A 22,261-nucleotide genomic window follows, 5' to 3' on the forward strand; every position below is an offset into this window, starting at 1 on the left:
ATGGCATTTCGGCAACAGCCCCCGCAGGATTATGTTGCAAAATCAATGGGCCAGGAACAAGGACCAGGAGACGAAGAAATCACCCATGAATGTCGGTGACGCTGCCCGGCGCTCTGGCCTGCGGCCAAGACCATCCGTTGCTACGAGGAGATCGGCCTGAGACGCGGCCGCCGCAGGGGAAAGTCCAGACAGGCCGGGTTTAATAAAGGACGCCGCGAAGCACGGCCCAAGCCAGAAGCCCGAACGTGCCGATCACCACCAATGCACCAAGGACCGTGCCGATCTTTTCAGGCAATCCATCGGGGCGACCAGGATCGTTGGCCATTCAACTATCGATCATGACGTAGGCCGCACCAAACACGGCAACGATAATTGCCCCAAGCACCGCCCAGCCTCCGATGGCCGAGCGGATTTCCTCCGGCGTCGCCGATTTCCGGTCGTCATCTTCCGTCATCTAATGCTCCTCCTAAAATCCGTGGCAGACATTGAAAGCGCAAGCTGCAACGTGCGCCGTCCGAGAGCAAGCGTTCCCCAGCCTTCGACACTCCGCAAAGCGCGGGCGGCGGTCACGATCCCGGTGGGCGATACCGGATCGACTTGGCTTTCCCAAGAGCGTCCATCGTCTCTTCGACACTTAACAGCACGGTGGTCTGGTACGAGCTGAGCGCGCCTCCCGCACCGATGGCGAGCATGACGGATGCCATCGACACGTTGTCCGGCGCCTCCCATAGGTTCCAGCCGTCGTACTCTCCGAAGGCATACCAGAACCCGTGCAGCTTTCCGCCGACCGACTCGATATAGGAACGGGCAGCCTCGCGTCTATCCTCGGGATTATCCATCAAGCGCGCCCAGGTTTCGGGCCTGTAGCTGAATCGCGTGAGATACATCGGCATGGTTCGTCTCCTCCCAGAGCTGCCCCCACCAAGACAGTTAAGCGCCCCAATCCGGGAGAACGCGAGTCGTTTCCGAGGCGTAGTACCGCTGGCTTAGTTGCGGGGCCGCTAATAGACCTGTTTCAATGTTTTTTTCAGGGAGTAAGGTCAATGGCCGCATATCTCATTGCTGATGTCGACATAACCGACGCCGCCGTTTTCGAGGAATACCGCCGGGACGTGCCGGCAACCGAAGCCCGCTATGGGGGGAGGTATATCGCTCGCGGCGGAGCCACCAAAGTTCTGGAGGGCGATTGGGAACCTCATCGCCTCGTCATTGTCGAATTCCCGGACATGGCGTCCCTCCTGGCATGGTACGACTCTCCAGAATACGGCCGCCTCAAAACCATCCGCGAACGCTGCGCAAAGACGAGAATCATTGCCCTGGAGGGCATGATGCCGGTTAGCTGAGGGCCGGGTTTGTCAGCCGGACAATCGCCAATTCAACTGGATCTGATTATCATCCATGAGGCCGACTTTCGCGATGAAGGCAAAACGACTCCTGCATTTACGAAAAAAGAAGTAGTCTCTACCGTTACTTCAGCAGGAGGGATTCTTATGGCCGGCCAAACAACTGATCTACATCGGGCAAAGAGGGGCACGGCAATCCTTGCCGCTTGCATCGTTCAAACTCTAAATGAATCAGATCCATCCTTTGAAGAGCGTTTTTTAGAACGGCTTCGCCGGGCATATTATGAGCTCCGGGACAACACTGAGGGGGACGTGATTCAGGAATTGGAACTGCTATCTTGGACACGCGAATACCTCACCGGCTTCAGTAATTTTACGGGCCAAGGACAGCCGTTTTTAGCGGACTGACCCCAACGCCCGTTCACCCTAAATTCACGAATCGGAACCTATAGTGTTGACAACCGTTAACAGCTGTCCCATTTTGGGGGCGCTGGCATGAGCAGGCGTCCCAAGCACCCAAACAAGGAGATTGAGGCCGCGATCTCTCATTTGGAATCTCTTGGATGGTCCTATCGAGCGACCGGGAAAAGCGCTCATGCCTGGGGGCGCATGCTATGCCCCCAGCACGACCGGTCGGGATGCCAAGTCTCGGTTTGGTCCACACCCAGGGTTCCCGAAGACCACGCAAATCAACTGATAGGGCACGGTAAAAAATGTGCCCACGAAAAAGAAGGAGGCAAAAATGAAGAAGTTTGAATTCACGATTGTAGCCTCTGGCCTCGATCATGAGGATGAGCACTTCGAAGACCGTTTCTTCGAAGCTGGATGCGATGACGCTACAATAGCTGTGGCGCGTGGCGCAATCATCCTTCAGTTCGCCCGCGAGGCAGAAGATTTGAGTTCTGCCGTTGATTCCGTCATTGATGCGGTGAAGTCCACGGGTGCCACAGTCGAACGGGTTGAGCCTGACTATTTGGTCAGTCTTTCCGAGATAGCCGAACGGGCAATGCTTACAAGAGCAGCTGTCAGTTTGTATTCCAAGGGGCAACGCGGCGAGGACTTTCCCTTGCCTGTAGCTAGAGTAACCACTCAGAATCCGCTCTGGGATTGGACAGATGTGGCCTTTTGGTTATTCGAGCGCGGCCAAGTGACGCCGGAAGTCGCCCTAGAGGCGCTGATCCTTCGGCAAACAAACGCTCGCCTTGAGGAAAGCCACGAGGCGGTGCATGAGAAGGAACGAGAGAAGGAACGAGAGCGTCTTTACGCTTAATTCTTGTTGGCCCGCCGCTCGGCGGGCTTTTCTTATCTGGCTTTGCCACGATACCTGTCTTTCCGCGCGGCTTCGGCGGTGTCTCGAGCATCCGCTTCACGATTTCGTTGAAGCGTGTATCGTCGGCTTTGTCGCCACCACGATTACCAGGTGATTCTTTAATTGGAACCTATCCAGCGAGAAGATTTTGAACGCGCCATCGGCAAGCTAGCCATCAATTGGGCGGCCGCCGAACACGCGCTCGACCACTGTCTTTCTATCCTATTTTACGAGAAAGGCGCTAGTTCTCTGGCTGCCCTCCTACCGCTCAATGCCCGAGCAAAAATCAAATTCTTCCATAAGGCAGTGAAGGCCACTCCCGAGCTGGCGAGCGCTATCGCACGAGCGGGGGAACTAGCCAACGCAGCCTTCCGAATCGTGGACGATAGAAACTGGTGCATCCATGGGACCGCTTCAATGATTGGTGGCACACTTTATGATCAGCCGTTGAATCTCTCCCGCTTTGAACGCCCCGCAATGGAGTTCCTAGAAAGTAGGGAGATTACGATGGATACTATCCGAGAAACCACCGGCAAATGCGGCCATCTAGCATTGGCGATGATGGTCTTCACGATTAGGCACCTTGGCATTCTCAGCGAAGAAGAGATTGAGGACACGCTGCGCGGTGTCCGCGAAGATTTCCCCTTCTAGCTCCGCGTCCCTGAGAATTACCTCTATCTGCGCTTTCGGATCGGTGCCGGCCTGTCGACTCGAATCATAGGACATATTCCCGTGCTCTCTAAGTATATAATTGGGACAATAGTCCTATTGCCGGTGGGTTTGTCAGCCGGATAATCGCCCAAAAAATCCAGGTTCAAACCGTGAACAAAATCTGGCATGGTGTCGCCATGCCGATCATCTCACCTCTACCCCTCAACCCCCTCATAGACGGCCGCCAGTCGGAGCGCGCTATCCTGGTCAGGCGTGGCGTGCAGCGGCTGCTCAAGCAGATGGGCGCACATGTGCTGCCCGAACTGTCGCTGGCCACCGGTCGGCGGGCCGACCTGGTTGCGCTGACCCGCCACGGCGACATCTGGATCATCGAGATCAAATCCTCGATCGAGGATTTCAGGGTCGACCGCAAATGGCCGGACTACCGGCTGCATTCCGACCGCTTCTTCTTCGCCACCCATCCCGGCGTGCCTTCGGAAATTTTTCCGCAGGAGTGCGGGTTCATTCTTTCGGACGGTTACGGCGCCGAGATTTTGCGCGATGCGCCCGAGCACCGCATGGCGGCGGCAACGCGCAAGGCGCTGATGCTGAGGATCGCACGCGCCGGTGCGTCGCGGCTGCTGGCGGCGGAGCTTGCCGGCGTGTCGGTGCCGGCGCTGGACGGCGAGAGCGAGTAGGATTTCGTTCGCCGTAATTGAGGGTTGCGCTACCCGGCTGCCGCCACCTGCTCCCGTGCACCGCAGCGGATTCTTGCGAAGAAGACCCCCACCCCTAGCCCCTCCCCACAAGGGGGAGGGGAACTTCGCAGCGGCAGCGCCACTTAGCATTAACTTCGACAATTCTAGCCGAAACAGCAGCGGCATCGTCTCCCTCCCCCTTGTGGGGAGGGGTTAGGGGTGGGGTACGCGGCCTGGCAAATGCCCATCTGGTACCGAATATGGCCGCCTCACTCGTCCCACGCCTGCACGACGGTCTGCCGCGCGATCTGGCCGTTCTTCAGCTCCAGCATCGCCGCGCAGAATACCTTGGTCCCGTCCGGATAGGAGCAGGCCTGGGTGAAGGCGAGGTTGTTGCCGTCGGCAATGGTGGTGTCGACCTTGTGGGTCATCGCCCGACTGCAAATGTCGTCCCAGAATGTAGTGATCGCAGCGCGCCCGCGGATTTCGCGCGGCTTGCTCGGCGGGTTGTTGCGGTCGATCACCCGCACCAATGCGTCGTCGGCATAGAAGCTCGCCAGCAATTTTCCATCACGGCCCTCAATCGCCTTCTTGATCGCAGCGCCGTCTATCGTCTGTGTCTTGGTCAGCATTTTTTCCTCCATAGGCCCGTCTTCTCGGATCGGGTGGTTGCTTGATCAGGCACTGCCCGGCGCTCGCCGCCGGGCAGTGGCTTCTTCACTGCGACTTCGCCTTGACGGCCGCGAACACCTCGTCGGACTGCTTCTTGAAAGTGGCGAGATCGACCTGGCTGCCGTTGAGCATCGTCGACCAGTGGCGCACGATCGCCGCCATAGCCACCGCCTCCTTGATCTCCTCGTCGCTGGCGCCATTGAGCTTGGCCGCCTGCGTGTGGAAATAGATGCAGTACTGGCAGGGGATCTGCGAGGCGACGGCGAGGCCCATCAATTCCTTGGTCTTGCCGTCGAGCGCGGTGTTCGGGTTGAGTTGCACGCCCTTGATCTCGGCCCAGGCGCCGGCAACGGCGACATCCGGCAGCGTCTTGAACATGTCCGGCACCGAGCCGAGCGTTGCCTGGATGTCCTTGTAGGCAGCCGTCGCCGAGGCGTCTTCGGCCTTGGCAGGAACGATCGCCAACAGCGCGCCAACGCCTGCCACCAGCACCAGTGATTTGAGTGTCGACTTCAGCATTTTATTCCTCCCTTCGCAGCGCCTTTCCCGGCGACATCCGCCTGGCCTGCATGGGACGAAGTGATAGCGCTTACGCATGCCTGGCCGCTTCGCCCGAAAGCGCCATGGCTGCTATGGCCCGTGCGGGCCAGCGTGCCGGGCCGAGAACGCCGCCGCCGCCGCCCGCGACGGCAGGTCCAGCTTGAGCAGAATATTGGCGACGTGACGCTTGACGGTGTGTTCGCTCAGCCCGAGTTCGGCGGCGATCGCGGCATTGCTCTTGCCATCGGCGATCAGGTTCACCACCTCGCTTTCGCGCGCCGTCAGTGCGGCCGGCTCGGCAGCCTTGGCCTTCGGCCGGCAGGCCGGCTCCAGGTGCTGTTCCGAGGTCGCCTGCACCAGCGCCAGCGGCTCATCCAGCTCGTCAAGCGCGATGCGCCCGGCGTCATTGAAATGAAGGCCTGAAGCGGCGGCGAGGTCGGCGACCAGCCGCGAAGCGAGGATGTCGCCGCGCCCGGCATGCGCGGCAAGCTGCATCGTCACGCGAGCCGTCAACCCCGTCGGCGGCCCACGCAACTCGACCTCGCCGACATGCACGCCCTGCGCGCTGGCGATGCCGATCTCCTGCGCCGCATCGCGCAGCGCCGCCGCGCAGCGTACGGCCCGCGCCGGGCCGTCGAAGCGCGCCATCAACAGCTCGCCATGCGTGCCGGCCGGTCGGCCGCCATGGCGCCCGACCGTAAGCCGCCATGTTTCCTGAAAACGTCGGCTGCGCTCGCTCCACATGCGGTCGCCAAGCCGCGCCGTGTCGTAGATCCGGGTGACCAGCAGTGCAGCCAGGACGCGCTCGGCCTCGGCAACGGCGCGCGCTCCGGTCAGGAATTCCTCGATCAGATCGGCCACCCGGTCGACATCGCCGGTCCAGATCGGGTGGTCGCGCCCGGGCACCTCGACCAGCCGCGCATTCGGGATCTTCCTTGCCAGGAAGCGGCTGGCCTCCGGGTCGACGCGCGCATCGTTGCGGCGATGGACCAGCAGCGTCGGTGCGCTGATCGCCGCCAGCACGCCGCGCACGTCGATAGCCGCATTCATGCGGGCCAGGGCGATTGCCGCGGTCGGGCTCGCCGACAGCCGCTCGAAGCGCGCCCACCATGTGGCGAAACGCGGATCGTCGACGCGGCCGGGCGCGAAATGCGGCAGGGTGGCGCCGGTGCCCCATGCGGTCTCCGCCGTCGCGATGAACGCCTCAAGGCGTTCCGGCGGCATCACCCATTTGTGGAAATGCGCATAGCCGCCATAAAGCGCCAGCGCCCGCGTCCGCTCCGGGTAGGTGGCGGCGAACAGCATTGCCATCGGCGCGCCTTCCGAAGCCCCGAGCAAGGCGGCGCGGCCGCTGCCTGCGGCATCCATCACCGCGCGCACATCGTCCATGCGGGTTTCGAGGCTGGGCAGATGGTGGGCATCGACGCGATCGGACAGACCGGTGCCGCGCTTATCGAACAGGATCAGCCGTGAGAACGCGGAAAGCCGCTTCAGCAGCCGGCTGTAGCCCTCGTCTTCCCAGTGCAGATCGAGATTGGAAATGAAGCCCGGCACCAAGACGAGATCGAACGATCCCTGGCCGACCACCTGATAGGCGATCCGCACGTCGCCACTGAGCGCGTATCGAGTTTCGATCAGCCTCACGAGTTGTCCGCCCGACCCGACGATTTCTTATCGCCGGATCATAGCAGAGGCGCGCAGCTTGCGGCAGGTGAAACTTTAGAGAGCGTGAATGTGGGCCCGCGGCGCCTACTTCTGTGACGCGGCGGTCGTCTCGGTGTTCGCTCCGCCAGCGCTGAAACCTGCGCCCTCCGGCGCACCCGGCCGCTTGATCCTGGGCGCGGCCGCGACGACAAGCTCGTTGAACCCCTCGCGCCCGCTGTCCAGCATCTCGAACAATTGCCGGCGCATCCTCGGCTCCCAGAACTTGTTGATGTGCTCGGCGATGCCAGCAATGCCTTGCTCGCGCGGCTTGGAGTGGAAAAAGGCGGCGATCTGGTTGGCCATGCGAACCAGCTTTTCGCTGGTGCTCATGAGGTGGCCCTCGTCATGCGACATGCTTGGCAACTCCGGAAACCACGCGGTCAGGATGGGTGAAAATATCGAAATCGTCGCCGCGCACCAGCGCCACCAGCGTCATGCCGGAATCGTCCGCGGTGCGGATGGCAAGTGCGGTCGGCGCCGAGACGGCGATGATGACGGCCGAGCCGATCGCCGCGGTCTTCTGCACCATCTCGACCGAAACGCGCGACGTGACGACGACGGCCCCCGACCTGCCGTCGATACCGGCTTTGGCCAGCGCGCCAGCCAGCTTGTCCAGCGCGTTGTGGCGGCCGACATCCTCACGCGCCATGACGATGCCCTTGCCGGGGAGGTAAAAACCGGCGGCGTGGACGGCACCGGTCTCGGCGTGCAGCGGCTGCAGCTTCGACAAAAGCTTGACCGAGCGGACGATGTCATCGGCCTGAAGTGTAAGTTGCGACGCACCGACCGGGTTTACCGAGCGCATCGCCTCCTCGATCGATTCGATGCCGCACAACCCGCAGCCGACCGGGCCGGCCAGCCGTCTGCGACGCGCTTCGAAGCGGGTGTTGGCGCTGTCCTTCAGCCGGATCTGGATGTCGATGCCGGCACCGTGATCCTCGACCTCGATCGCTTCGATTTCGTCCGGCGAGGCAATGATGCCTTCGGTCAGCGAGAAGCCGAGCGCGAAATCCTCGAAATCAGCCGGGCTTGCCATCATCACCGCATGCGTGGTGCCGGCAAAGGAGAACGCCACCGGTGTCTCTTCCGGCACCATCCGGTTGGCGGCCGCGGTGCCGCCCGCGCGGCGCGCCAGCCGCGAGATCTGCGCAATGGCTTTGCGGCGCGCGGTCAAGGACTACTCCGCCGCTTCCAACTTCGCGATGCGGCGGCTTTGCTTTGCCTGCTCGTCATAGTCGCGCTGCCATTCCGACGGGCCGTTGGATGCGCCCACCTGCACCGCGGTCACCTTGTATTCCGGGCAGTTGGTCGCCCAGTCGGAGAAGTCGGTGGTGATGACGTTGGCTTGGGTGTCGGGATGGTGGAAGGTCGTATAGACGACGCCTGGCGACACCCGCTCGGTGATCAGCGCGCGCAGCGTCGTCTCGCCGGAGCGGCTGGTCAGCCGCACCCAGTCGCCGTCGCGCAGGCCGCGATTTTCGGCGTCGTGCGGATGGATCTCCAGCCGGTCCTCGCTATGCCAGACCACGTTCTCGGTACGCCGGGTCTGCGCGCCGACATTGTATTGCGACAGGATGCGGCCGGTGGTCAGCAGCAGCGGGAAGCGCGGCCCGGTCCTTTCGTCGGTCGCGACGTATTCGGTGCGGATGAACTTGCCTTTGCCGCGCACGAAGCCGCCAATATGCATGATGGGCGTGCCCTCCGGCGACTTCTCGTTGCAGGGCCACTGCACCGAGCCCACTCTGTCGAGGAGGTCAAAGGAAACGCCGGCGAAGCTCGGCGTCGTCTTGGCGATCTCGTCCATGATCTGCGACGGATGCGTGTAGGTCCAGCCGAGGCCGAGCGCCTTGGCGAGCTCCTGCGTCGCTTCCCAGTCGGCATAGCCGCATTTCGGCTCCATTACCTTGCGCACCATGTTGATGCGGCGCTCGGCGTTGGTGAAGGTGCCGTCCTTCTCGAGGAACGTCGAGCCGGGCAGGAACACATGCGCGTAGTTGGCCGTCTCGTTGAGGAAGAGGTCGTGCACGACGACGCATTCCATCGCGGCGAGACCGGCGGCGACATGCTTGGTGTCGGGGTCCGACTGCAGGATGTCCTCGCCCTGCACATAGAGCCCCTTGAACGAGCCGTCGACGGCCGCATCCAGCATATTGGGGATGCGCAGGCCGGGCTCGTCGTCGAGCTTGACGCCCCACAGGCTCTCATAGATGGCGCGCACCGCGTCGCCTGAAATGTGGCGATAGCCGGGAAGCTCGTGCGGGAACGAGCCCATGTCGCAAGAGCCCTGCACATTGTTCTGGCCGCGCAGCGGGTTCACGCCGACGCCCGGCCGGCCGATATTGCCGGTCGCCATGGCGAGGTTGGCAATGGCGATGACGGTGGTCGAGCCCTGGCTGTGCTCGGTCACGCCGAGGCCGTAATAGATCGCGCCGTTACCGCCGCGGGCGTAGAGCCGCGCCGCGCCGCGTATGTCGTCGGGATCGACATTTGCAAGCTGGCCGATCACTTCCGGGCTGTTTTCCGGCAGCGCCACGAACGATGCCCAGTCCTGGAACTCGTCCCAGTCGCAGCGCTCGCGGATGAAGGCCTCGTCGAACAGGCCCTCGGTGACGATGACATGGGCAAGTGCGGTCAGCATGGCGACGTTGGTGCCCGGCTTCAGCGGCAGATGGAACTGCGCCTCGACGTGGGCCGAGCGCACGATGTCGGTGCGGCGCGGATCGAGCACGATCAGCTTGGCGCCCTCGCGCATGCGCTTTTTCATGCGCGAAGCGAACACCGGATGCGCATCGGTCGGATTGGCGCCGATCAGCAGGATCACGTCCGTCTGCTCGATCGAATCGAAATCCTGCGTGCCGGCTGAGGTGCCGAAGGTCTGGCCGAGACCATAGCCGGTCGGCGAATGGCAGACCCGGGCGCAGGTGTCCACATTGTTGTTGCGGAAGCCCTGCCGGACAAGCTTCTGGACGAGGTAGGTCTCCTCGTTGGTGCAGCGCGAGGAGGTGATGCCGCCGATCGAGGTGCGGCCGTACTGGTATTGGATGCGGCGGAATTCATTCGCCGTGTGGGTGAGCGCCTCTTCCCACGACACTTCGCGCCACGGATCGCTGACCCGCTCGCGGATCATCGGCTTCAGGATACGGTCCTTGTGCGTCGCATAGCCATAGGCGAAGCGGCCCTTGACGCAGGAGTGGCCGTGGTTGGCCTTGCCTGCCTTGTAGGGCATCATGCGGATGACCTCGTCGCCCTTGACCTCGGCCTTGAACGAGCAGCCGACGCCGCAATAGGCGCAGGTGGTGACGGTCGAGCGCTCGGGCAGGCCTTTCGCCAGCACGGTCTTCTCCCTCAGCGCATCGGTCGGGCAGGCCTGCACGCAGGCCCCGCAAGAGACGCACTCGGAATCGACGAACGCCTCGTGCAGGCCGGCCGAGACCCTGGATTCGAAGCCGCGGCCCTCGATGGTCAGCGCGAACGTGCCCTGTACCTCCTCGCAGGCGCGCACGCAGCGCGAGCAGACGATGCATTGCGCCGGATCGTAGGTGAAATAGGGGTTGGATTCATCGCGGGCGATATAGTCGATGGTCAGCGAGCCATGGCCGGGCGCCACGCCGTTTTCCTGCTTGACGTGGTTGCGCCCGTCCACGCCATAGCGGTTCTCGGTCAGGCCGACCGTCCTGACGACCTTGTCGAACTCGCTGGCGCCGGTGCCGGCCTTCTCGCCCCACGCCACCGGGTGGTCAGAGACGTAGAGTTCCATCACGCCCCGGCGAATGGCGTTCAGCCGGTCGCTCTGTGTGTGCACGACCATGCCCTCGCCGACCGGCGTCGTGCACGAGGCCGGCGTGCCGCCGCGCCCGTCGATCTCGACGAGGCAGACCCGGCAGGAGCCAAACGAATCCAGCATGTCGGTCGCGCACAGCTTCGGGATTTCAACGCCCGCTTCCATCGAAGCGCGCATGATCGAGGTGCCCGCCGGCACCGTCACCGACTTGCCGTCGACTGTCAGCGTTACCTGCTGTTCGGCTTCGGAGGCGGGTGTGCCGTAGTCGATTTCCTGGACCAGCGATTTGATGTCGAATGCCGCGTTCATGCCTTGTCCGCTCCTATTCCGCTGCTTCGGCGACCGGCGTCGGCCGAAAGTCGTCCGGGAAATGGTTGAGTGCACTCATCACTGGATATGGGGTGAAGCCGCCGAGAGCGCAAAGCGAGCCGAACTTCATCGTGTTGCAAAGGTCGGTGACCAGTGCGATCTGCTTTTCCGGTTCGATGTTCTGGGCGAGCCGGTCCAGCACCTCGACGCCACGCGTCGAGCCGATGCGGCACGGCGTGCACTTGCCGCAGCTTTCGATAGCGCAGAATTCCATGGCAAAGCGTGCCTGCTTCAGCATGTCGGCGCTGTCGTCGAAAACGACGATGCCGGCATGGCCGATCAGCCCGTCCTTGGCGGCAAACGCTTCGTAGTCGAATGGCGTGTCGAACAGGGCGCGCGGGAAATAGGCGCCGAGCGGGCCACCCACTTGCACAGCCTTGACCGGACGCCCGGTCGCCGTGCCGCCGCCGATATCGTCGACTATCTCACCCAACGTCATGCCGAACGCCGCCTCATAGAGACCGGGATATTTGACGTTGCCGGCAATCTGGATCGGGATGGTGCCGCGCGAACGGCCCATGCCGAAATCCTTGTAGAAGGCGGCGCCCTTGTCCATGATCACCGGCACCGAGGCCAGCGAGATGACGTTGTTGATCACCGTCGGCTTGCCGAACAGGCCCTTGTGCGCCGGCAGTGGCGGTTTGGCCCGCACCTGTCCGCGCTTGCCTTCGAGGCTGTCGAGCAGCGCCGTCTCCTCGCCGCAAACATAGGCGCCGGCGCCGACGCGGACTTCCATGTCGAATGAATTGGCCGAGCCGAGCACATTGACGCCGAGCACGCCGGCCTTGCGGGCGATCTCGACGGCCTTCTGCATCACCGCCACCGCATGCGGATATTCGGAGCGGATATAGATGAAGCCCTTGGTCGCGCCGGTGGCGATGCCGGCGATCGCCATGCCTTCGATCAGCACGAAAGGGTCGCCTTCCATGATCATGCGGTCGGCGAACGTGCCGGAATCGCCTTCATCGGCATTGCAGACGATATATTTGCGGTCGGCCGACGTATCGAGCACCGTCTTCCATTTGATGCCGGTCGGGAAGCCGGCGCCGCCACGACCGCGCAGCCCGGACTCGGTCACCTGCTTGACGATTTCGGCCGGCGTCATCGCCACTGCATTCTGCAGGCCGTTCAGCCCGCCATGCGCCTTGTAGTGATCGAGCGACAGCGGATCGGTGACGCCGCAGCGCGCAAAGGTCAGCCGCGTCTGCCTCGCCAGGAATGGGATCTTGTCGGGAGCGCCGAGCCAGCGCTTGTGGTGACCGCCGGTGAGGAAGCCGCAGTCGAACAGGCTTTTGACGTCGGATGGCTTCACCGGCCCATAGGCGACACGGCCATTGGCCGTTGCCACCTCGACCATCGGCTCGAGGAAATAGGCACCGCGCGAGCCGTTACGCACGATCTTGGCCTCGATGCCGCGCTCGGCCAATTCCGCCCGAACCGCCTTGGCAACCTTTTCCGCACCCAGCGCCAGCGCGCCGGAATCGCCGGGAATATAGATACGCGGGATCATGAGCGCACCTCGGCAACGATTTCATTGAGCTTTTCGTCGTCGAGCCGCCCGATCACCTCGCCGTCCAGCATCGCCGACGGCGAGCAGGCGCAAAGGCCGAGGCAATAGACCGGCTCCAGCGTCACCGAACCGTCGCGGGTTGTCTCGTGGAAGCCTATGCCCAGCAATGCTTTGAGCCTGGCGGCAATCGCATCCGAACCCATAGACTGGCAGGCTTCCGCCTGGCAGAGCCTCAGCACATGCCGGCCGGCCGGCTGGCTGCGATAATCGTGATAGAAGGTGACGACGCCATGCACCTCGGCCCTGGAGATGTTCAGCGCCTCGGCGATGACCGGCAGCGCACCCTGCGGCACATAGCCGAACTCTTCCTGTATGCCGTGCAGGATCGGCAACAGCGGGCCTTCGAGGCCTTTCAGCTCGTGGATGATCGCCGCGGTGCGCGATGCGATCTCGGTACTTGCAGGCTGCATCGTCATGCAGCGCCCTCCCTGGTCGTGGCGGTCTTCCGCTAAGTGCTTAGGAAATCAGAGGAAACCCGTTAAATCAATAAAGCCGATCCGTTGCTCGATAGAAATTTTCTATCGTTCGCGGTCACCAGCATTGTCTAGCCTAGCGACGGGTGCGGAAATCGTCCGCCAGCGCCATTGCCTCGTCCAACAGCGCCGAGACCAGCGGCGTGTGCGGTTCGCGCGGCGCCGCCACCAGCCCGACGGTGTGGCTGGCATCCGGCTCGACGATCGGGATAGCCCGGATCGGCTCGGAAAAGCCGAACGTTTCCGCAAGGTTAAGCGGCATGATGGACGACCATTTGCCGGTGCGGATATGCGAGAACAGCACGATCATCGAGTTGGATTCCAATGTCGGCCGCACCTGCACGCCGGCTTCGGCCAGATGCTGGTCGATGATGCGGCGGTTCTGCATGTCCGGCGTCAGCAGGCAGAGCGGCAGCTGACTGAGCTCGGCCCATGTCACTTTGTCGCGGTCGAAATACGGGTTCCCGACGGCGGTGATCAGCTGATAGCGCTCGTCATAGAGCGGCACGCTGGTGACGCGTCCGAGCGGCTCGTTGTCGAGATAGGTGATGCCGGCGTCGATATCGAAATTGCCGAGCAGCGACAGCACCTCGATCGAGGTCCGCGACAGCACCGAGAAGGTGACGCCGGGGTGTTTTGCCCGAAACGGCGTCGTCAATCGCGCCACCATGGCCAGCGCCGTCGGGATCGCCGCGATGCGGATACGCCCTGACAGGCCGTGACGCGCCGCCCGCATCTCCTCGCGCATGGTCCTGCTGTCGCCGACGATGCGGCGCGCCCACACCAGCACCTGTTTGCCTTCCGGCGTCAGCCCCTGGAAGCGCGAGCCGCGCAGCACCAGCATCACGCCGAGCTGGCCCTCCAGCTGCTTGATGCCGGCCGAAAGTGTCGGCTGGGTGACGCCGCATACTTCGGCCGCCCGGCCGAAATGCTCTTCCTTGGCAAGTGCTATGAAGAATTCCAGCTTGTCGATCATGCCGTCGGGAGCCTGTCACGGACGATATGTCCTGTCGTAGCGCGCAAGGTCGTGGAAATCGCCTTCGGCCGCAAGCCGCCTGTGTAAATCGTCCGCATCCACATCTTTCAGCCGGCTTACTGTTTCCCGCAATGGAATGCGGCGCTATGTGGATCAGACGGGGTCGTGGACTGGACACGACGGGAGACCGAACATGCTGGGCTGGTTCCGCAAGCTTTTGCCGCGCGAAGATCGCTTCTTCGACCTGTTCGAGCGGCATTCCCGCACCGTGGTCGGTGGCGCCGAGGCACTGCAGCAGCTTCTGCAGGGCAACGACATCGACCGCTGGTGTCAGACGATCATCGATCTCGAGGACGAAGCCGATCAGATCACCGCGGAGGTGCTGCTTGCGGTGCGGCGCTCCTTCATCACGCCCTTCGATCGCGGCGACATCAAGGACCTGATCCAGTCGATGGATGATGCCATCGACATGATGCACAAGACCGTCAAGACCGTAAGGCTGTTCGAGAAGAAGGAATTCGACCCGCTGATGCAGGAAATGGGAGGCGTCATCGTCGAGGCCGCCAAGTTGGTGGCCGAGGCGATCCCGCTGCTCGGCAAGGTCGGGGCGCACACGGTGCGCCTCAATGCCATCGCCGAGGAAGTCATGCGCGCCGAAGGCCGGGCCGACGACCTGCACGAGCAAGGCCTGAAGGACCTGTTCAAGCGGCATGGCCGCAGCGACCCGATGGCCTATCTGATCGGCAGCGAGATCTACGGCCAGCTGGAGAAGGTGGTCGACCGCTTCGAGGACGTTGCCAACGAAATCAGCGGCATCGTCATCGAGAACGTATAGTGGAAGCCGCGATAGCCTTTCCCGTGCTGGTCGGCCTTGTCGTCGTCGCGCTGTTCTTCGATTTCCTCAACGGCCTGCACGATGCCGCCAACTCCATCGCCACGATCGTCTCCACCCGGGTGCTGCGGCCGCATTATGCGGTGTTCTGGGCGGCCTTCTTCAATTTCATCGCCTTCATGTTCTTCGGTCTCCACGTGGCGGAGACGCTCGGAACCGGCATCATCGACGCCAGCATCGTCACGCCGGCAGTGATCTTCGCAGCACTTGTCGGCGCCATCGTCTGGAACATCGTCACCTGGCTCGTCGGCATCCCGTCCAGCAGTTCGCACGCGCTGATCGGCGGTTTGGTCGGCGCCGGCGTCGCCAAGGCAGGCACCGGCGCCATCGTCTGGGCCGGGTTGGGCAAGACCACGGCGGCGATCGTGCTATCGCCGGCGGCAGGCTTTCTGCTGGCGCTCGTCCTGATCCTCGCGGTCTCCTGGCTGTTCCTGCGGCAGACACCGTTTGCCGTCGACAGCACCTTCCGCGTCATGCAGTTCTTTTCCGCCTCGCTCTATTCGCTCGGCCATGGCGGCAACGACGCGCAGAAGACCATGGGCATCATCGCCGTGCTCCTCTATTCGCAAGGCATGCTCGGCGCGAATTTTTACGTGCCGCTGTGGGTCGTCATCACCTGTCAGTCGGCGCTGGCGCTGGGCACATTGTTCGGCGGCTGGCGCATCGTCCACACCATGGGCTCTAAGATCACCCGGCTGAACCCGATGCAGGGTTTCTGCGCCGAGACCGGCGGTGCGATTACCCTGTTCGCCGCCACCTGGCTCGGTATTCCTGTATCGACCACGCACACGATCACCGGCGCCATCATCGGCGTCGGCGCCGCCCGCCGCGTCTCCGCCGTTCGCTGGGGCATTGCCGGCAACATCGTGGTGGCATGGATCGTCACCTTGCCGGCAACCGCGGCCATCGCGGCTCTCACCTACCTCGCGGTCGGCCTGGCAAAGTGATGCGAACGGGCCAGCGCCTGGAGCCGCCTCTGGCGCGGCGACTACCTGTCCACAAGGTTCAGGATGTTGCCGTCCGGATCCTTGAACCACGCGACCTTCATGCCCTGGCCGACATGGACATCGCCCTCCAGCGCCAGGCCGGGCATATCGTAGTGCTCGAAGGCGACGCCCTTCGATTTCAACGCCTTGACGATTTTGCCGAGTTCGTCGCCGACCGTCCAGGTCACAGCCGTGGCCTTGTTGGTCCCAGCGAAGTTCGAACGGTAGACGTTGATGGCGGTATCGCCGCTTTCATAGACGATCAGTTCCCCACCCTCATTGTGCACCTCTTTCAGGCCGAGCGTTCCTTCGTAAAAAGCCCTGGCCTTGGCCAGGTCCTTCACAGCGAGATTGGCCGTTGCGTTGCTGTTTGCGAGCATGATTCGTCTCCTTCCCTGGCGGTCATTCCATGTCCACTGAAATAGGTTGCGTTGACGATTTGGCGACGGCCACTCCCGCTGGAAATGCTGTCGTATGGTCGCTTCCTCCCCCAATACGCCGCTGCAACTGTTGGTCCATCGCTTGGTTCTGTTCCGGAACTGCATTATCTGGAGCGGAAAAGTAGAGGAAAAACTCATGCCCGCCGCCCATGAAAACGTGACCAAGGAAATGGTTATCGAGCGCCTGAAGACGGTCAATGGGCCGGATTTCACCGGCAATATCGTCGATCTCGGCATGGTTTCCGAGATTTTCATTGCCGATGCCAAGGTGTTCTTCTCGATCACCGTTCCCGCTGCCCGTGCCCAGGAGATGGAGCCGCTGCGTGCGGCGGCCGAACGTGTCGTCAAGGCGATCCCCGGTGTCGCCGGCGCCGTGGTCGCGCTGACGGCGGAAAAGAAGGGCGGCGGCATGGAGGCGCCGGTTCCGCAAAGACCGGCTCAGAGGCCCGCTCCACCAGCCGCACCTGCCCGTCCCGCCCCACAGGCGCCTGCCTCGCACAGCCAGGGCAAGCGCGGCGTACCCGGCATCGAGGCCATCATCGCCGTCGCTTCCGGCAAGGGCGGCGTCGGCAAGTCGACCACCGCGGTCAATATCGCCCTTGGGCTTGCCGCCAACGGGCTGCGGGTCGGCGTGCTCGATGCCGATATTTATGGCCCTTCCATGCCGCGTCTGCTCAACATTCGTGGCAGGCCGCAGACCGTCGACGGCAAGATCCTGAAACCGATGCAGAATTATGGCCTCAAGGTCATGTCGATGGGCTTTCTCGTCGATGAGGAGACGCCGATGATCTGGCGCGGGCCGATGGTGATGTCGGCATTGACGCAGATGCTGCGCGAGGTCGAATGGGGACCGCTCGATGTGCTCGTCGTCGACATGCCGCCCGGCACCGGCGACGCCCAGCTGACCATGGCCCAACAGGTGCCGCTGGCCGGCGCCGTCATCGTCTCGACGCCACAGGACCTGGCCCTGATCGATGCGCGCAAAGGCCTCAACATGTTTAGAAAGGTCGACGTGCCCCTATTGGGTATCGTCGAAAATATGAGCTATTTTCTCGCCCCCGATACGGGAAAACGCTACGACATCTTCGGCCATGGCGGCGCGCGCCGCGAGGCCGAGCGTCTCGGGGTCACCTTCCTTGGCGAGGTGCCGCTCGAGATGGGCATCCGCGAAAGCTCGGATGCTGGCACGCCGGTGGTGGTCTCGAAACCCGATGGCGCCGAGGCGAAAATCTACCGCGACATCGCCGCCAAGGTTTGGGACCGCGTCAATGAAGAGCGCGGCGCGGCCGAGGCTGCAGTGCCGAGCATCGTGTTCGAGTGATGCGGATGTCCTCCCCCAAGGGGACCTTGAGGGGAGGGCGGCCGGAACGGCCGGGTAGGTCCGCGGCGACACGTTCCAGCTTTTCCGGGATAGCGGGCTGACAAACCACGATCCCGACTAGCGCGGAGGCAGATGTGTGTCTATCGCACCAAAGTGCGGATTCGGATGGCGCGTGCCCCTTGCCTGCTCCCGCGCGTTGTCATATCGATTTGTCATACAAATACGGAGACCACGATGGCAGGCGCCCCCACCAGCAAGAAAAAATTTCGCTCGCAGGAGTGGTTCGACAATCCCGACAATCCGGGCATGACGGCACTCTATCTGGAACGTTACCTGAATTACGGGCTGACGCGGGCCGAACTGATGTCCGGCAAGCCGCTGATCGGCATCGCGCAGACCGGCTCGGACCTGTCGCCCTGCAACCGCCACCACATCGAACTGGCCAAGCGCGTGCGCGAAGGCATTGTCTCGATGGGTGGCATCCCTTTCGAGTTCCCTTGCCACCCGATCCAGGAGACCGGCAAACGGCCGACTGCTGCACTTGATCGCAACCTTGCCTATCTCAGCCTGGTGGAGGTGCTCTACGGCTATCCGCTCGACGGTGTGGTGCTCACCATCGGCTGCGACAAGACGACGCCGGCCATGCTGATGGCCGCGGCCACCGTCAACATCCCGGCTATCGCGCTTTCGGTCGGGCCGATGCTCAACGGCTGGCACAAGGGCAAGCGCACCGGCTCCGGCACTATCGTCTGGGAATCGCGCCAGCGCCTGTCGGCCGGCGAGATTGGCTATGACGAGTTCATGGATATCGTTGCCTCCTCGGCGCCGTCGACCGGCTATTGCAACACGATGGGCACCGCCACCACGATGAATTCGCTGGCCGAGGCGCTCGGCATGCAATTGCCGGGCTCGGCCGCTATCCCCGCCCCCTATCGCGAACGCGGCCAGATCGCCTACGAGACCGGAAAGCGCATCGTCGACATGGTGCATGAGGATCTGAAGCCCTCCGACATCATGACCCGTAAGGCTTTCGAGAACGCCATCGTCGTCAACTCGGCGATCGGCGGCTCGACCAATGCGCCGATCCACCTCAACGCCATCGCCCGCCATCTCGGCGTGCCGCTCGACAATGACGATTGGCAGAAGGTCGGCCTCAACATACCGCTCATCGTCAATCTGCAGCCGACGGGCGAATATCTCGGAGAGGACTATCACCATGCCGGCGGCGTGCCGGCCGTGATCGCCGAACTGATGAAGGGCGGTCTGCTGCCCTATCCGGAAGCCACGACCGCTAACGGCAAGACCATCGGCGACAATTGCCGCGGCGCCGTTAACGAGAACCTCGACGTCATCCGCACGGTTGCCGAGCCGCTGAAAGCCAATGCCGGCTTCATCAATCTCAAGGGCAATCTGTTCGATTCGGCGATCATGAAGACCAGCGGCATCTCGCCCGAGTTCCGCGAGCGCTATCTGTCGAACCCGAAGGACCCCGAAGCCTTCGAGGGCAACGCCATGGTCTTCGACGGCCCCGAGGACTATCACGCCCGCATCGACGACCCGGCACAGGGCATCGACGAGCACACCATCCTGTTCATGCGCGGCGCCGGTCCGATCGGCTATCCCGGCGGCGCCGAAGTCGTCAACATGCAGCCGCCTGCCTATCTGATCAAAAAGGGCATCCACGCGCTGGCCTGTATCGGCGACGGTCGTCAGTCGGGCACGTCGGGCTCGCCGTCGATCCTCAACGCCTCGCCGGAAGCCGCCATCGGCGGCGGCCTGGCGCTGCTGAAGACCGGCGACCGCGTCCGCATCGACCTGCGCAAGGGCACCGCCGACATCCTCGTCAGCGACGACGAGATCGCGCGGCGCCGCGCCGAGCTGCAGAACAATGGCGGCTATCACTATCCGAAGCACCAGACGCCCTGGCAGGAAATCCAGCGCGGCATGGTCGACCAGTTTTCCGAAGGCATGGTGCTGAAGCCGGCGGTGAAATACCAGGATGTGGCTCATACAAGCGGCGTGCCGAGGGACAATCACTGACCAGGGTCCATCGCACGGGCCAGCCGTCAGGTCGCCGGTGTTGCGGTCTCCTCATTTCTCCCCGTTAACAGCCCGCTAACGGGGAGAAATGCCCGGCACAGAGTTGGACGCGATCGTTTGTCAAAAACGATTGTCCTGCGATAGCAGGGACAAATGCTTGACAAGCGAGCGTGACAAATCCACGATCATCGCAAGGGGTGCATCGCGACGACCCCGTGAGGCGTCAGCCCAACGTTCGCGTCCAAGCTTCTCTTTCAAGGAGGTGGACGCCATGCCGTCAACAACCGCTATCACTGTATCGCAACTGTCCCGTCTGATTGGGCTGCCGGGTGCACCCGCAATCATCGACGTCCGCATCGATGATGACTACAACGCCGATCCGCGCCTGCTGCCGGGGTCGGATTGGCGTGATTTCAGGACTGTCTCGAACTGGGCTGCCGACTTCGCCGGCAGGCAAGTGACAGTCGTCTGCCAGCAGGGGAAAAAGCTCTCGCAAGGCGTGGCCGCATGGCTGCGCCACGAGGGCATAGCCGCCGAATCGCTCGACGGCGGGTTTGAAGCATGGCGCGATGCCAAGGGCCTTCTCGTTCACGCCGACAAGATACCGCCCGCCGACGCCAAGGGCCGCACCGTTTGGGTGACGCGTACGCGCCCGAAGGTCGACCGCATCGCCTGCCCCTGGCTGATCCGGCGCTTCATCGATCCTCACGCGGTCTTTCTCTTCGTCGAGCCGGCTGAAGTGTCGGCCGTCGCCGATCGCTTTCAGGCCGTGCCTTTCGACATCGAGAACGTGTTCTGGAGCCACCGCGGCGAACGCTGCACCTTCGACACCATGATCGAGGAGTTCGGGCTTAAATCCCAAGCGCTCGATCGCCTGGCCACGATCATACGCGCTGCCGATACTGCGAGCCTCGATCTTGTTCCACAGGCGGCCGGGTTCCTGGCCGCCTCGCTTGGCCTGTCACGGATGTTTCGCGACGATCTGGAGCAGCTCGAGGCCGGCATGCTGCTCTACGATGCGTTCTTCCGCTGGTGCCGCGATGCCACCGAGGAGACGCATAACTGGCCGGCCGCCGGCGCAGTCAGTCTCGGCAAGGGCAAACCATCGTGAGCGCCGTCCTTTCGAAAAAGCCGGCGGAGATCCGGGAGCCGGTTGTGCCGAGCTTCCGGCAGGCCGTGAAGGTCTGGGCGAAAATCGGGGTGCTCAGCTTTGGCGGCCCGGCCGGGCAGATCGCGCTCATGCACAAGGAACTGGTCGAGGAACGGCGCTGGATCGGCGAACAGCGCTTCCTGCATGCGTTGAACTACTGCATGCTGCTGCCTGGCCCCGAGGCCCAGCAGCTTGCCATCTATATCGGATGGTTGCTGCACGAAACGGTCGGCGGCCTTGTTGCCGGCATTCTCTTCGTCGTGCCGGGCGCGCTTGTAATGCTCGTCCTGAGCAGCCTCTATGCGCTCTATGGCGATGTACCACTCGTCGCGGCGCTGTTTTTCGGGGTCAAGGCAACCGTGCTCGCCATTGTCATCGAGGCGGTGATCCGGATCGGCAGACGCGCGCTGAAAAACCCGGTCATGGTGTCGATCGCACTCGCCGCCTTCATCGCCATCTACGCATTGAACGTGCCGTTTCCGCTGATCGTGCTGCTTGCCGGCCTGGCAGGCTGGATCGGCAACCGTAGTGCGCCGGCATTTTTTTCCGGCGCACCACAGGGCAAGGGCGATGTTCCCGACATCAAGGGCGCGGTCGATCTGATGTTCGAGCGCGGCGAACTGACCCACGTCAGGCCGACGCGATGGCATGCGCCGCGCACTTTGGCGATCTGGCTGCCGATCTGGCTCGGGCCTGTTCTGCTCGTCTGGGCTGTCACCGGCCCTGCCAGCGTTTGGACGCAAATCGGTGGCTTCTTCAGTGTCATGGCGGTCGTCACCTTTGGTGGGGCCTACGCCGTGCTTGCCTATGTCGCGCAGGCAGCGGTCGAGTCCTTCGGCTGGCTGGCACCCGGTGAAATGGTCGACGGCCTTGGGCTTGCCGAAACCACGCCCGGCCCGTTGATCCTGGTCTTGCAGTTTGTCGGCTTCGTCGCCGCCTTCCGCCACTCCGGCGCGCTCGCGCCGCTTCTTGCCGGATTGTTTGGAGCGCTGCTTACGCTGTGGGCGACGTTTACCCCATGTTTCCTGTGGATATTCCTTGGCGCGCCTTACATCGAAGCGCTGCGCGGCAACAAGGCACTGTCGGCGGCGCTCGGTGCGATCACCGCCGCCGTCGTCGGCGTCATCATGAACCTCGCTCTATGGTTCGGCTTGCACGTCATCTTCGGCGAAGTGCGCAATGTCGGGCTTGGAATGGACGTGCCGGTGCTTTCATCGATAGACTGGCGCGCGGCGCTGCTTTCCTGTGCCTCGATGATCGCCATCCTGAAGCTGAAGATCGGCATGCTGCCGACGCTTGCCGGATCGGCGCTGGCCGGTGTGTTGTTGCTGGCGGCGAGCGGGTAA

General features: G+C 62.9%; 24 protein-coding genes. 11 read left to right on the plus strand and 13 right to left on the minus strand.

The features are described 5' to 3' along the window. Positions 1-199: 199 nt before the first annotated feature. The 3 genes from NKH42_RS03525 to NKH42_RS03535 form a co-directional block, all read right to left on the minus strand. Positions 200-325 carry a hypothetical protein gene (locus tag NKH42_RS03525; protein ID WP_352506924.1) on the minus strand — a complete coding sequence of 42 codons (126 nt, stop codon included), beginning with the start codon at positions 323-325 and terminating at the stop codon, positions 200-202. Continuing rightward, entirely contained in the window at positions 326-454 is a 129-nt protein-coding gene (locus tag NKH42_RS03530) for a hypothetical protein (protein ID WP_352506923.1), read from the minus strand. A 112-nt stretch (positions 455-566) separates the two neighbouring features. Beyond that, the gene (locus NKH42_RS03535; protein ID WP_023676390.1) at positions 567-893 is read right to left on the minus strand and encodes a GYD domain-containing protein; all 327 of its coding nucleotides are present in this window, start codon (positions 891-893) and stop codon (positions 567-569) included. Positions 894-1,043: 150 nt separating this feature from the next. Here NKH42_RS03535 and NKH42_RS03540 point away from each other — a divergent pair, with 150 nt between their 5' ends. The 5 genes from NKH42_RS03540 to NKH42_RS03560 all read left to right on the plus strand — a co-directional run bounded on the left by NKH42_RS03540 (position 1,044) and on the right by NKH42_RS03560 (position 4,001). Then, a complete protein-coding gene (locus tag NKH42_RS03540) occupies positions 1,044-1,343 on the plus strand; it encodes a DUF1330 domain-containing protein (RefSeq protein ID WP_023676391.1) in 300 nt (99 codons plus the stop codon). Positions 1,344-1,352: 9 nt separating this feature from the next. Further along, positions 1,353-1,751, plus strand: coding sequence for a hypothetical protein (locus NKH42_RS03545; protein ID WP_352506922.1), 399 nt, complete (start codon positions 1,353-1,355; stop codon positions 1,749-1,751). 334 nt (positions 1,752-2,085) lie between these two features. Further along, positions 2,086-2,613 carry a hypothetical protein gene (locus NKH42_RS03550; RefSeq protein WP_352506921.1) on the plus strand — a complete coding sequence of 176 codons (528 nt, stop codon included), beginning with the start codon at positions 2,086-2,088 and terminating at the stop codon, positions 2,611-2,613. 162 nt (positions 2,614-2,775) lie between these two features. After that, complete coding sequence (locus NKH42_RS03555) at positions 2,776-3,303, plus strand: hypothetical protein (protein ID WP_352506920.1); 528 nt, start codon at positions 2,776-2,778, stop codon at positions 3,301-3,303. Positions 3,304-3,500: 197 nt separating this feature from the next. Next, entirely contained in the window at positions 3,501-4,001 is a 501-nt protein-coding gene (locus NKH42_RS03560; RefSeq protein ID WP_352751997.1) for an MmcB family DNA repair protein, read from the plus strand. A gap of 269 nt (positions 4,002-4,270) precedes the next feature. On the opposite strand, the gene NKH42_RS03565 is transcribed toward NKH42_RS03560, so the two are convergent. From NKH42_RS03565 to NKH42_RS03605, 9 genes are all read right to left on the minus strand, one after another. Continuing rightward, entirely contained in the window at positions 4,271-4,633 is a 363-nt protein-coding gene (locus NKH42_RS03565) for a nuclear transport factor 2 family protein (RefSeq protein WP_352448516.1), read from the minus strand. An 85-nt stretch (positions 4,634-4,718) separates the two neighbouring features. After that, positions 4,719-5,192, minus strand: coding sequence for a carboxymuconolactone decarboxylase family protein (locus NKH42_RS03570; protein ID WP_352506919.1), 474 nt, complete (start codon positions 5,190-5,192; stop codon positions 4,719-4,721). A 111-nt stretch (positions 5,193-5,303) separates the two neighbouring features. Then, positions 5,304-6,857 carry an alpha/beta fold hydrolase gene (locus NKH42_RS03575; protein WP_352686927.1) on the minus strand — a complete coding sequence of 518 codons (1,554 nt, stop codon included), beginning with the start codon at positions 6,855-6,857 and terminating at the stop codon, positions 5,304-5,306. A 105-nt stretch (positions 6,858-6,962) separates the two neighbouring features. After that, positions 6,963-7,271 carry a formate dehydrogenase subunit delta gene (locus NKH42_RS03580; RefSeq protein WP_352506066.1) on the minus strand — a complete coding sequence of 103 codons (309 nt, stop codon included), beginning with the start codon at positions 7,269-7,271 and terminating at the stop codon, positions 6,963-6,965. Continuing rightward, positions 7,261-8,091, minus strand: coding sequence for a formate dehydrogenase accessory sulfurtransferase FdhD (gene fdhD / locus NKH42_RS03585; protein WP_352455049.1), 831 nt, complete (start codon positions 8,089-8,091; stop codon positions 7,261-7,263). The genes NKH42_RS03580 and fdhD overlap by 11 nt, the downstream gene beginning before the upstream one ends. A 3-nt stretch (positions 8,092-8,094) precedes the next feature. Further along, entirely contained in the window at positions 8,095-11,007 is a 2,913-nt protein-coding gene (gene fdhF, locus NKH42_RS03590) for a formate dehydrogenase subunit alpha (protein WP_352506067.1), read from the minus strand. A 13-nt stretch (positions 11,008-11,020) separates the two neighbouring features. Further along, complete coding sequence (locus NKH42_RS03595) at positions 11,021-12,577, minus strand: formate dehydrogenase beta subunit (protein WP_352506068.1); 1,557 nt, start codon at positions 12,575-12,577, stop codon at positions 11,021-11,023. Continuing rightward, positions 12,574-13,053: a formate dehydrogenase subunit gamma gene (locus NKH42_RS03600; protein WP_352506069.1), complete on the minus strand. Its 480-nt coding sequence runs from the start codon at positions 13,051-13,053 to the stop codon at positions 12,574-12,576. Before NKH42_RS03600 ends, NKH42_RS03595 begins: the two co-directional genes overlap by 4 nt. 133 nt (positions 13,054-13,186) lie before the next feature. Next, positions 13,187-14,086, minus strand: a complete 900-nt coding sequence (locus tag NKH42_RS03605; protein ID WP_254816176.1) for a LysR family transcriptional regulator — start codon at positions 14,084-14,086, stop codon at positions 13,187-13,189. Between the two features lie 193 nt (positions 14,087-14,279). Between NKH42_RS03605 and NKH42_RS03610 the strand changes: the two genes are divergently transcribed. After that, positions 14,280-14,921 (plus strand): DUF47 domain-containing protein, encoded by a 642-nt coding sequence (locus NKH42_RS03610; RefSeq protein ID WP_254816177.1) that lies wholly within the window; start codon positions 14,280-14,282, stop codon positions 14,919-14,921. Further along, positions 14,921-15,925 (plus strand): inorganic phosphate transporter, encoded by a 1,005-nt coding sequence (locus tag NKH42_RS03615; protein WP_352506070.1) that lies wholly within the window; start codon positions 14,921-14,923, stop codon positions 15,923-15,925. The genes NKH42_RS03610 and NKH42_RS03615 overlap by 1 nt, the downstream gene beginning before the upstream one ends. 41 nt (positions 15,926-15,966) lie before the next feature. Here the strand turns inward: NKH42_RS03615 and NKH42_RS03620 are convergent, their stop codons facing one another. Further along, a complete protein-coding gene (locus tag NKH42_RS03620; protein ID WP_352506071.1) occupies positions 15,967-16,344 on the minus strand; it encodes a VOC family protein in 378 nt (125 codons plus the stop codon). A 196-nt stretch (positions 16,345-16,540) separates the two neighbouring features. Between NKH42_RS03620 and NKH42_RS03625 the strand changes: the two genes are divergently transcribed. The 4 genes from NKH42_RS03625 to chrA all read left to right on the plus strand — a co-directional run bounded on the left by NKH42_RS03625 (position 16,541) and on the right by chrA (position 22,261). Beyond that, complete coding sequence (locus tag NKH42_RS03625) at positions 16,541-17,725, plus strand: Mrp/NBP35 family ATP-binding protein (protein WP_352476039.1); 1,185 nt, start codon at positions 16,541-16,543, stop codon at positions 17,723-17,725. Between the two features lie 234 nt (positions 17,726-17,959). Further along, complete coding sequence (locus NKH42_RS03630) at positions 17,960-19,765, plus strand: IlvD/Edd family dehydratase (protein WP_352506072.1); 1,806 nt, start codon at positions 17,960-17,962, stop codon at positions 19,763-19,765. Between the two features lie 271 nt (positions 19,766-20,036). Then, positions 20,037-20,876: a chromate resistance protein ChrB domain-containing protein gene (locus NKH42_RS03635; RefSeq protein WP_352686918.1), complete on the plus strand. Its 840-nt coding sequence runs from the start codon at positions 20,037-20,039 to the stop codon at positions 20,874-20,876. After that, the gene (gene chrA / locus NKH42_RS03640; RefSeq protein WP_352506074.1) at positions 20,873-22,261 is read left to right on the plus strand and encodes a chromate efflux transporter; all 1,389 of its coding nucleotides are present in this window, start codon (positions 20,873-20,875) and stop codon (positions 22,259-22,261) included. Before NKH42_RS03635 ends, chrA begins: the two co-directional genes overlap by 4 nt.

The organism is Mesorhizobium sp. M1142, assembly GCF_040318565.1.
Lineage (GTDB): Bacteria > Pseudomonadota > Alphaproteobacteria > Rhizobiales > Rhizobiaceae > Mesorhizobium.

Bases quoted from the DNA above. Each gene is read 5' to 3' on its own strand.
- NKH42_RS03525 (WP_352506924.1), bottom strand. From the start codon at position 325: ATGGCCAACGATCCTGGTCGCCCCGATGGATTGCCTGAAAAGATCGGC.
- NKH42_RS03530 (WP_352506923.1), bottom strand. From the start codon at position 454: ATGACGGAAGATGACGACCGGAAATCGGCGACGCCGGAGGAAATCCGC.
- NKH42_RS03535 (WP_023676390.1), bottom strand. From the start codon at position 893: ATGCCGATGTATCTCACGCGATTCAGCTACAGGCCCGAAACCTGGGCG.
- NKH42_RS03540 (WP_023676391.1), top strand. From the start codon at position 1,044: ATGGCCGCATATCTCATTGCTGATGTCGACATAACCGACGCCGCCGTT.
- NKH42_RS03550 (WP_352506921.1), top strand. From the start codon at position 2,086: ATGAAGAAGTTTGAATTCACGATTGTAGCCTCTGGCCTCGATCATGAG.
- NKH42_RS03560 (WP_352751997.1), top strand. From the start codon at position 3,501: ATGCCGATCATCTCACCTCTACCCCTCAACCCCCTCATAGACGGCCGC.
- NKH42_RS03565 (WP_352448516.1), bottom strand. From the start codon at position 4,633: ATGCTGACCAAGACACAGACGATAGACGGCGCTGCGATCAAGAAGGCG.
- NKH42_RS03570 (WP_352506919.1), bottom strand. From the start codon at position 5,192: ATGCTGAAGTCGACACTCAAATCACTGGTGCTGGTGGCAGGCGTTGGC.
- NKH42_RS03580 (WP_352506066.1), bottom strand. From the start codon at position 7,271: ATGTCGCATGACGAGGGCCACCTCATGAGCACCAGCGAAAAGCTGGTT.
- fdhF (WP_352506067.1), bottom strand. From the start codon at position 11,007: ATGAACGCGGCATTCGACATCAAATCGCTGGTCCAGGAAATCGACTAC.
- NKH42_RS03595 (WP_352506068.1), bottom strand. From the start codon at position 12,577: ATGATCCCGCGTATCTATATTCCCGGCGATTCCGGCGCGCTGGCGCTG.
- NKH42_RS03600 (WP_352506069.1), bottom strand. From the start codon at position 13,053: ATGACGATGCAGCCTGCAAGTACCGAGATCGCATCGCGCACCGCGGCG.
- NKH42_RS03605 (WP_254816176.1), bottom strand. From the start codon at position 14,086: ATGATCGACAAGCTGGAATTCTTCATAGCACTTGCCAAGGAAGAGCAT.
- NKH42_RS03610 (WP_254816177.1), top strand. From the start codon at position 14,280: ATGCTGGGCTGGTTCCGCAAGCTTTTGCCGCGCGAAGATCGCTTCTTC.
- NKH42_RS03620 (WP_352506071.1), bottom strand. From the start codon at position 16,344: ATGCTCGCAAACAGCAACGCAACGGCCAATCTCGCTGTGAAGGACCTG.
- NKH42_RS03625 (WP_352476039.1), top strand. From the start codon at position 16,541: ATGCCCGCCGCCCATGAAAACGTGACCAAGGAAATGGTTATCGAGCGC.
- NKH42_RS03630 (WP_352506072.1), top strand. From the start codon at position 17,960: ATGGCAGGCGCCCCCACCAGCAAGAAAAAATTTCGCTCGCAGGAGTGG.
- NKH42_RS03635 (WP_352686918.1), top strand. From the start codon at position 20,037: ATGCCGTCAACAACCGCTATCACTGTATCGCAACTGTCCCGTCTGATT.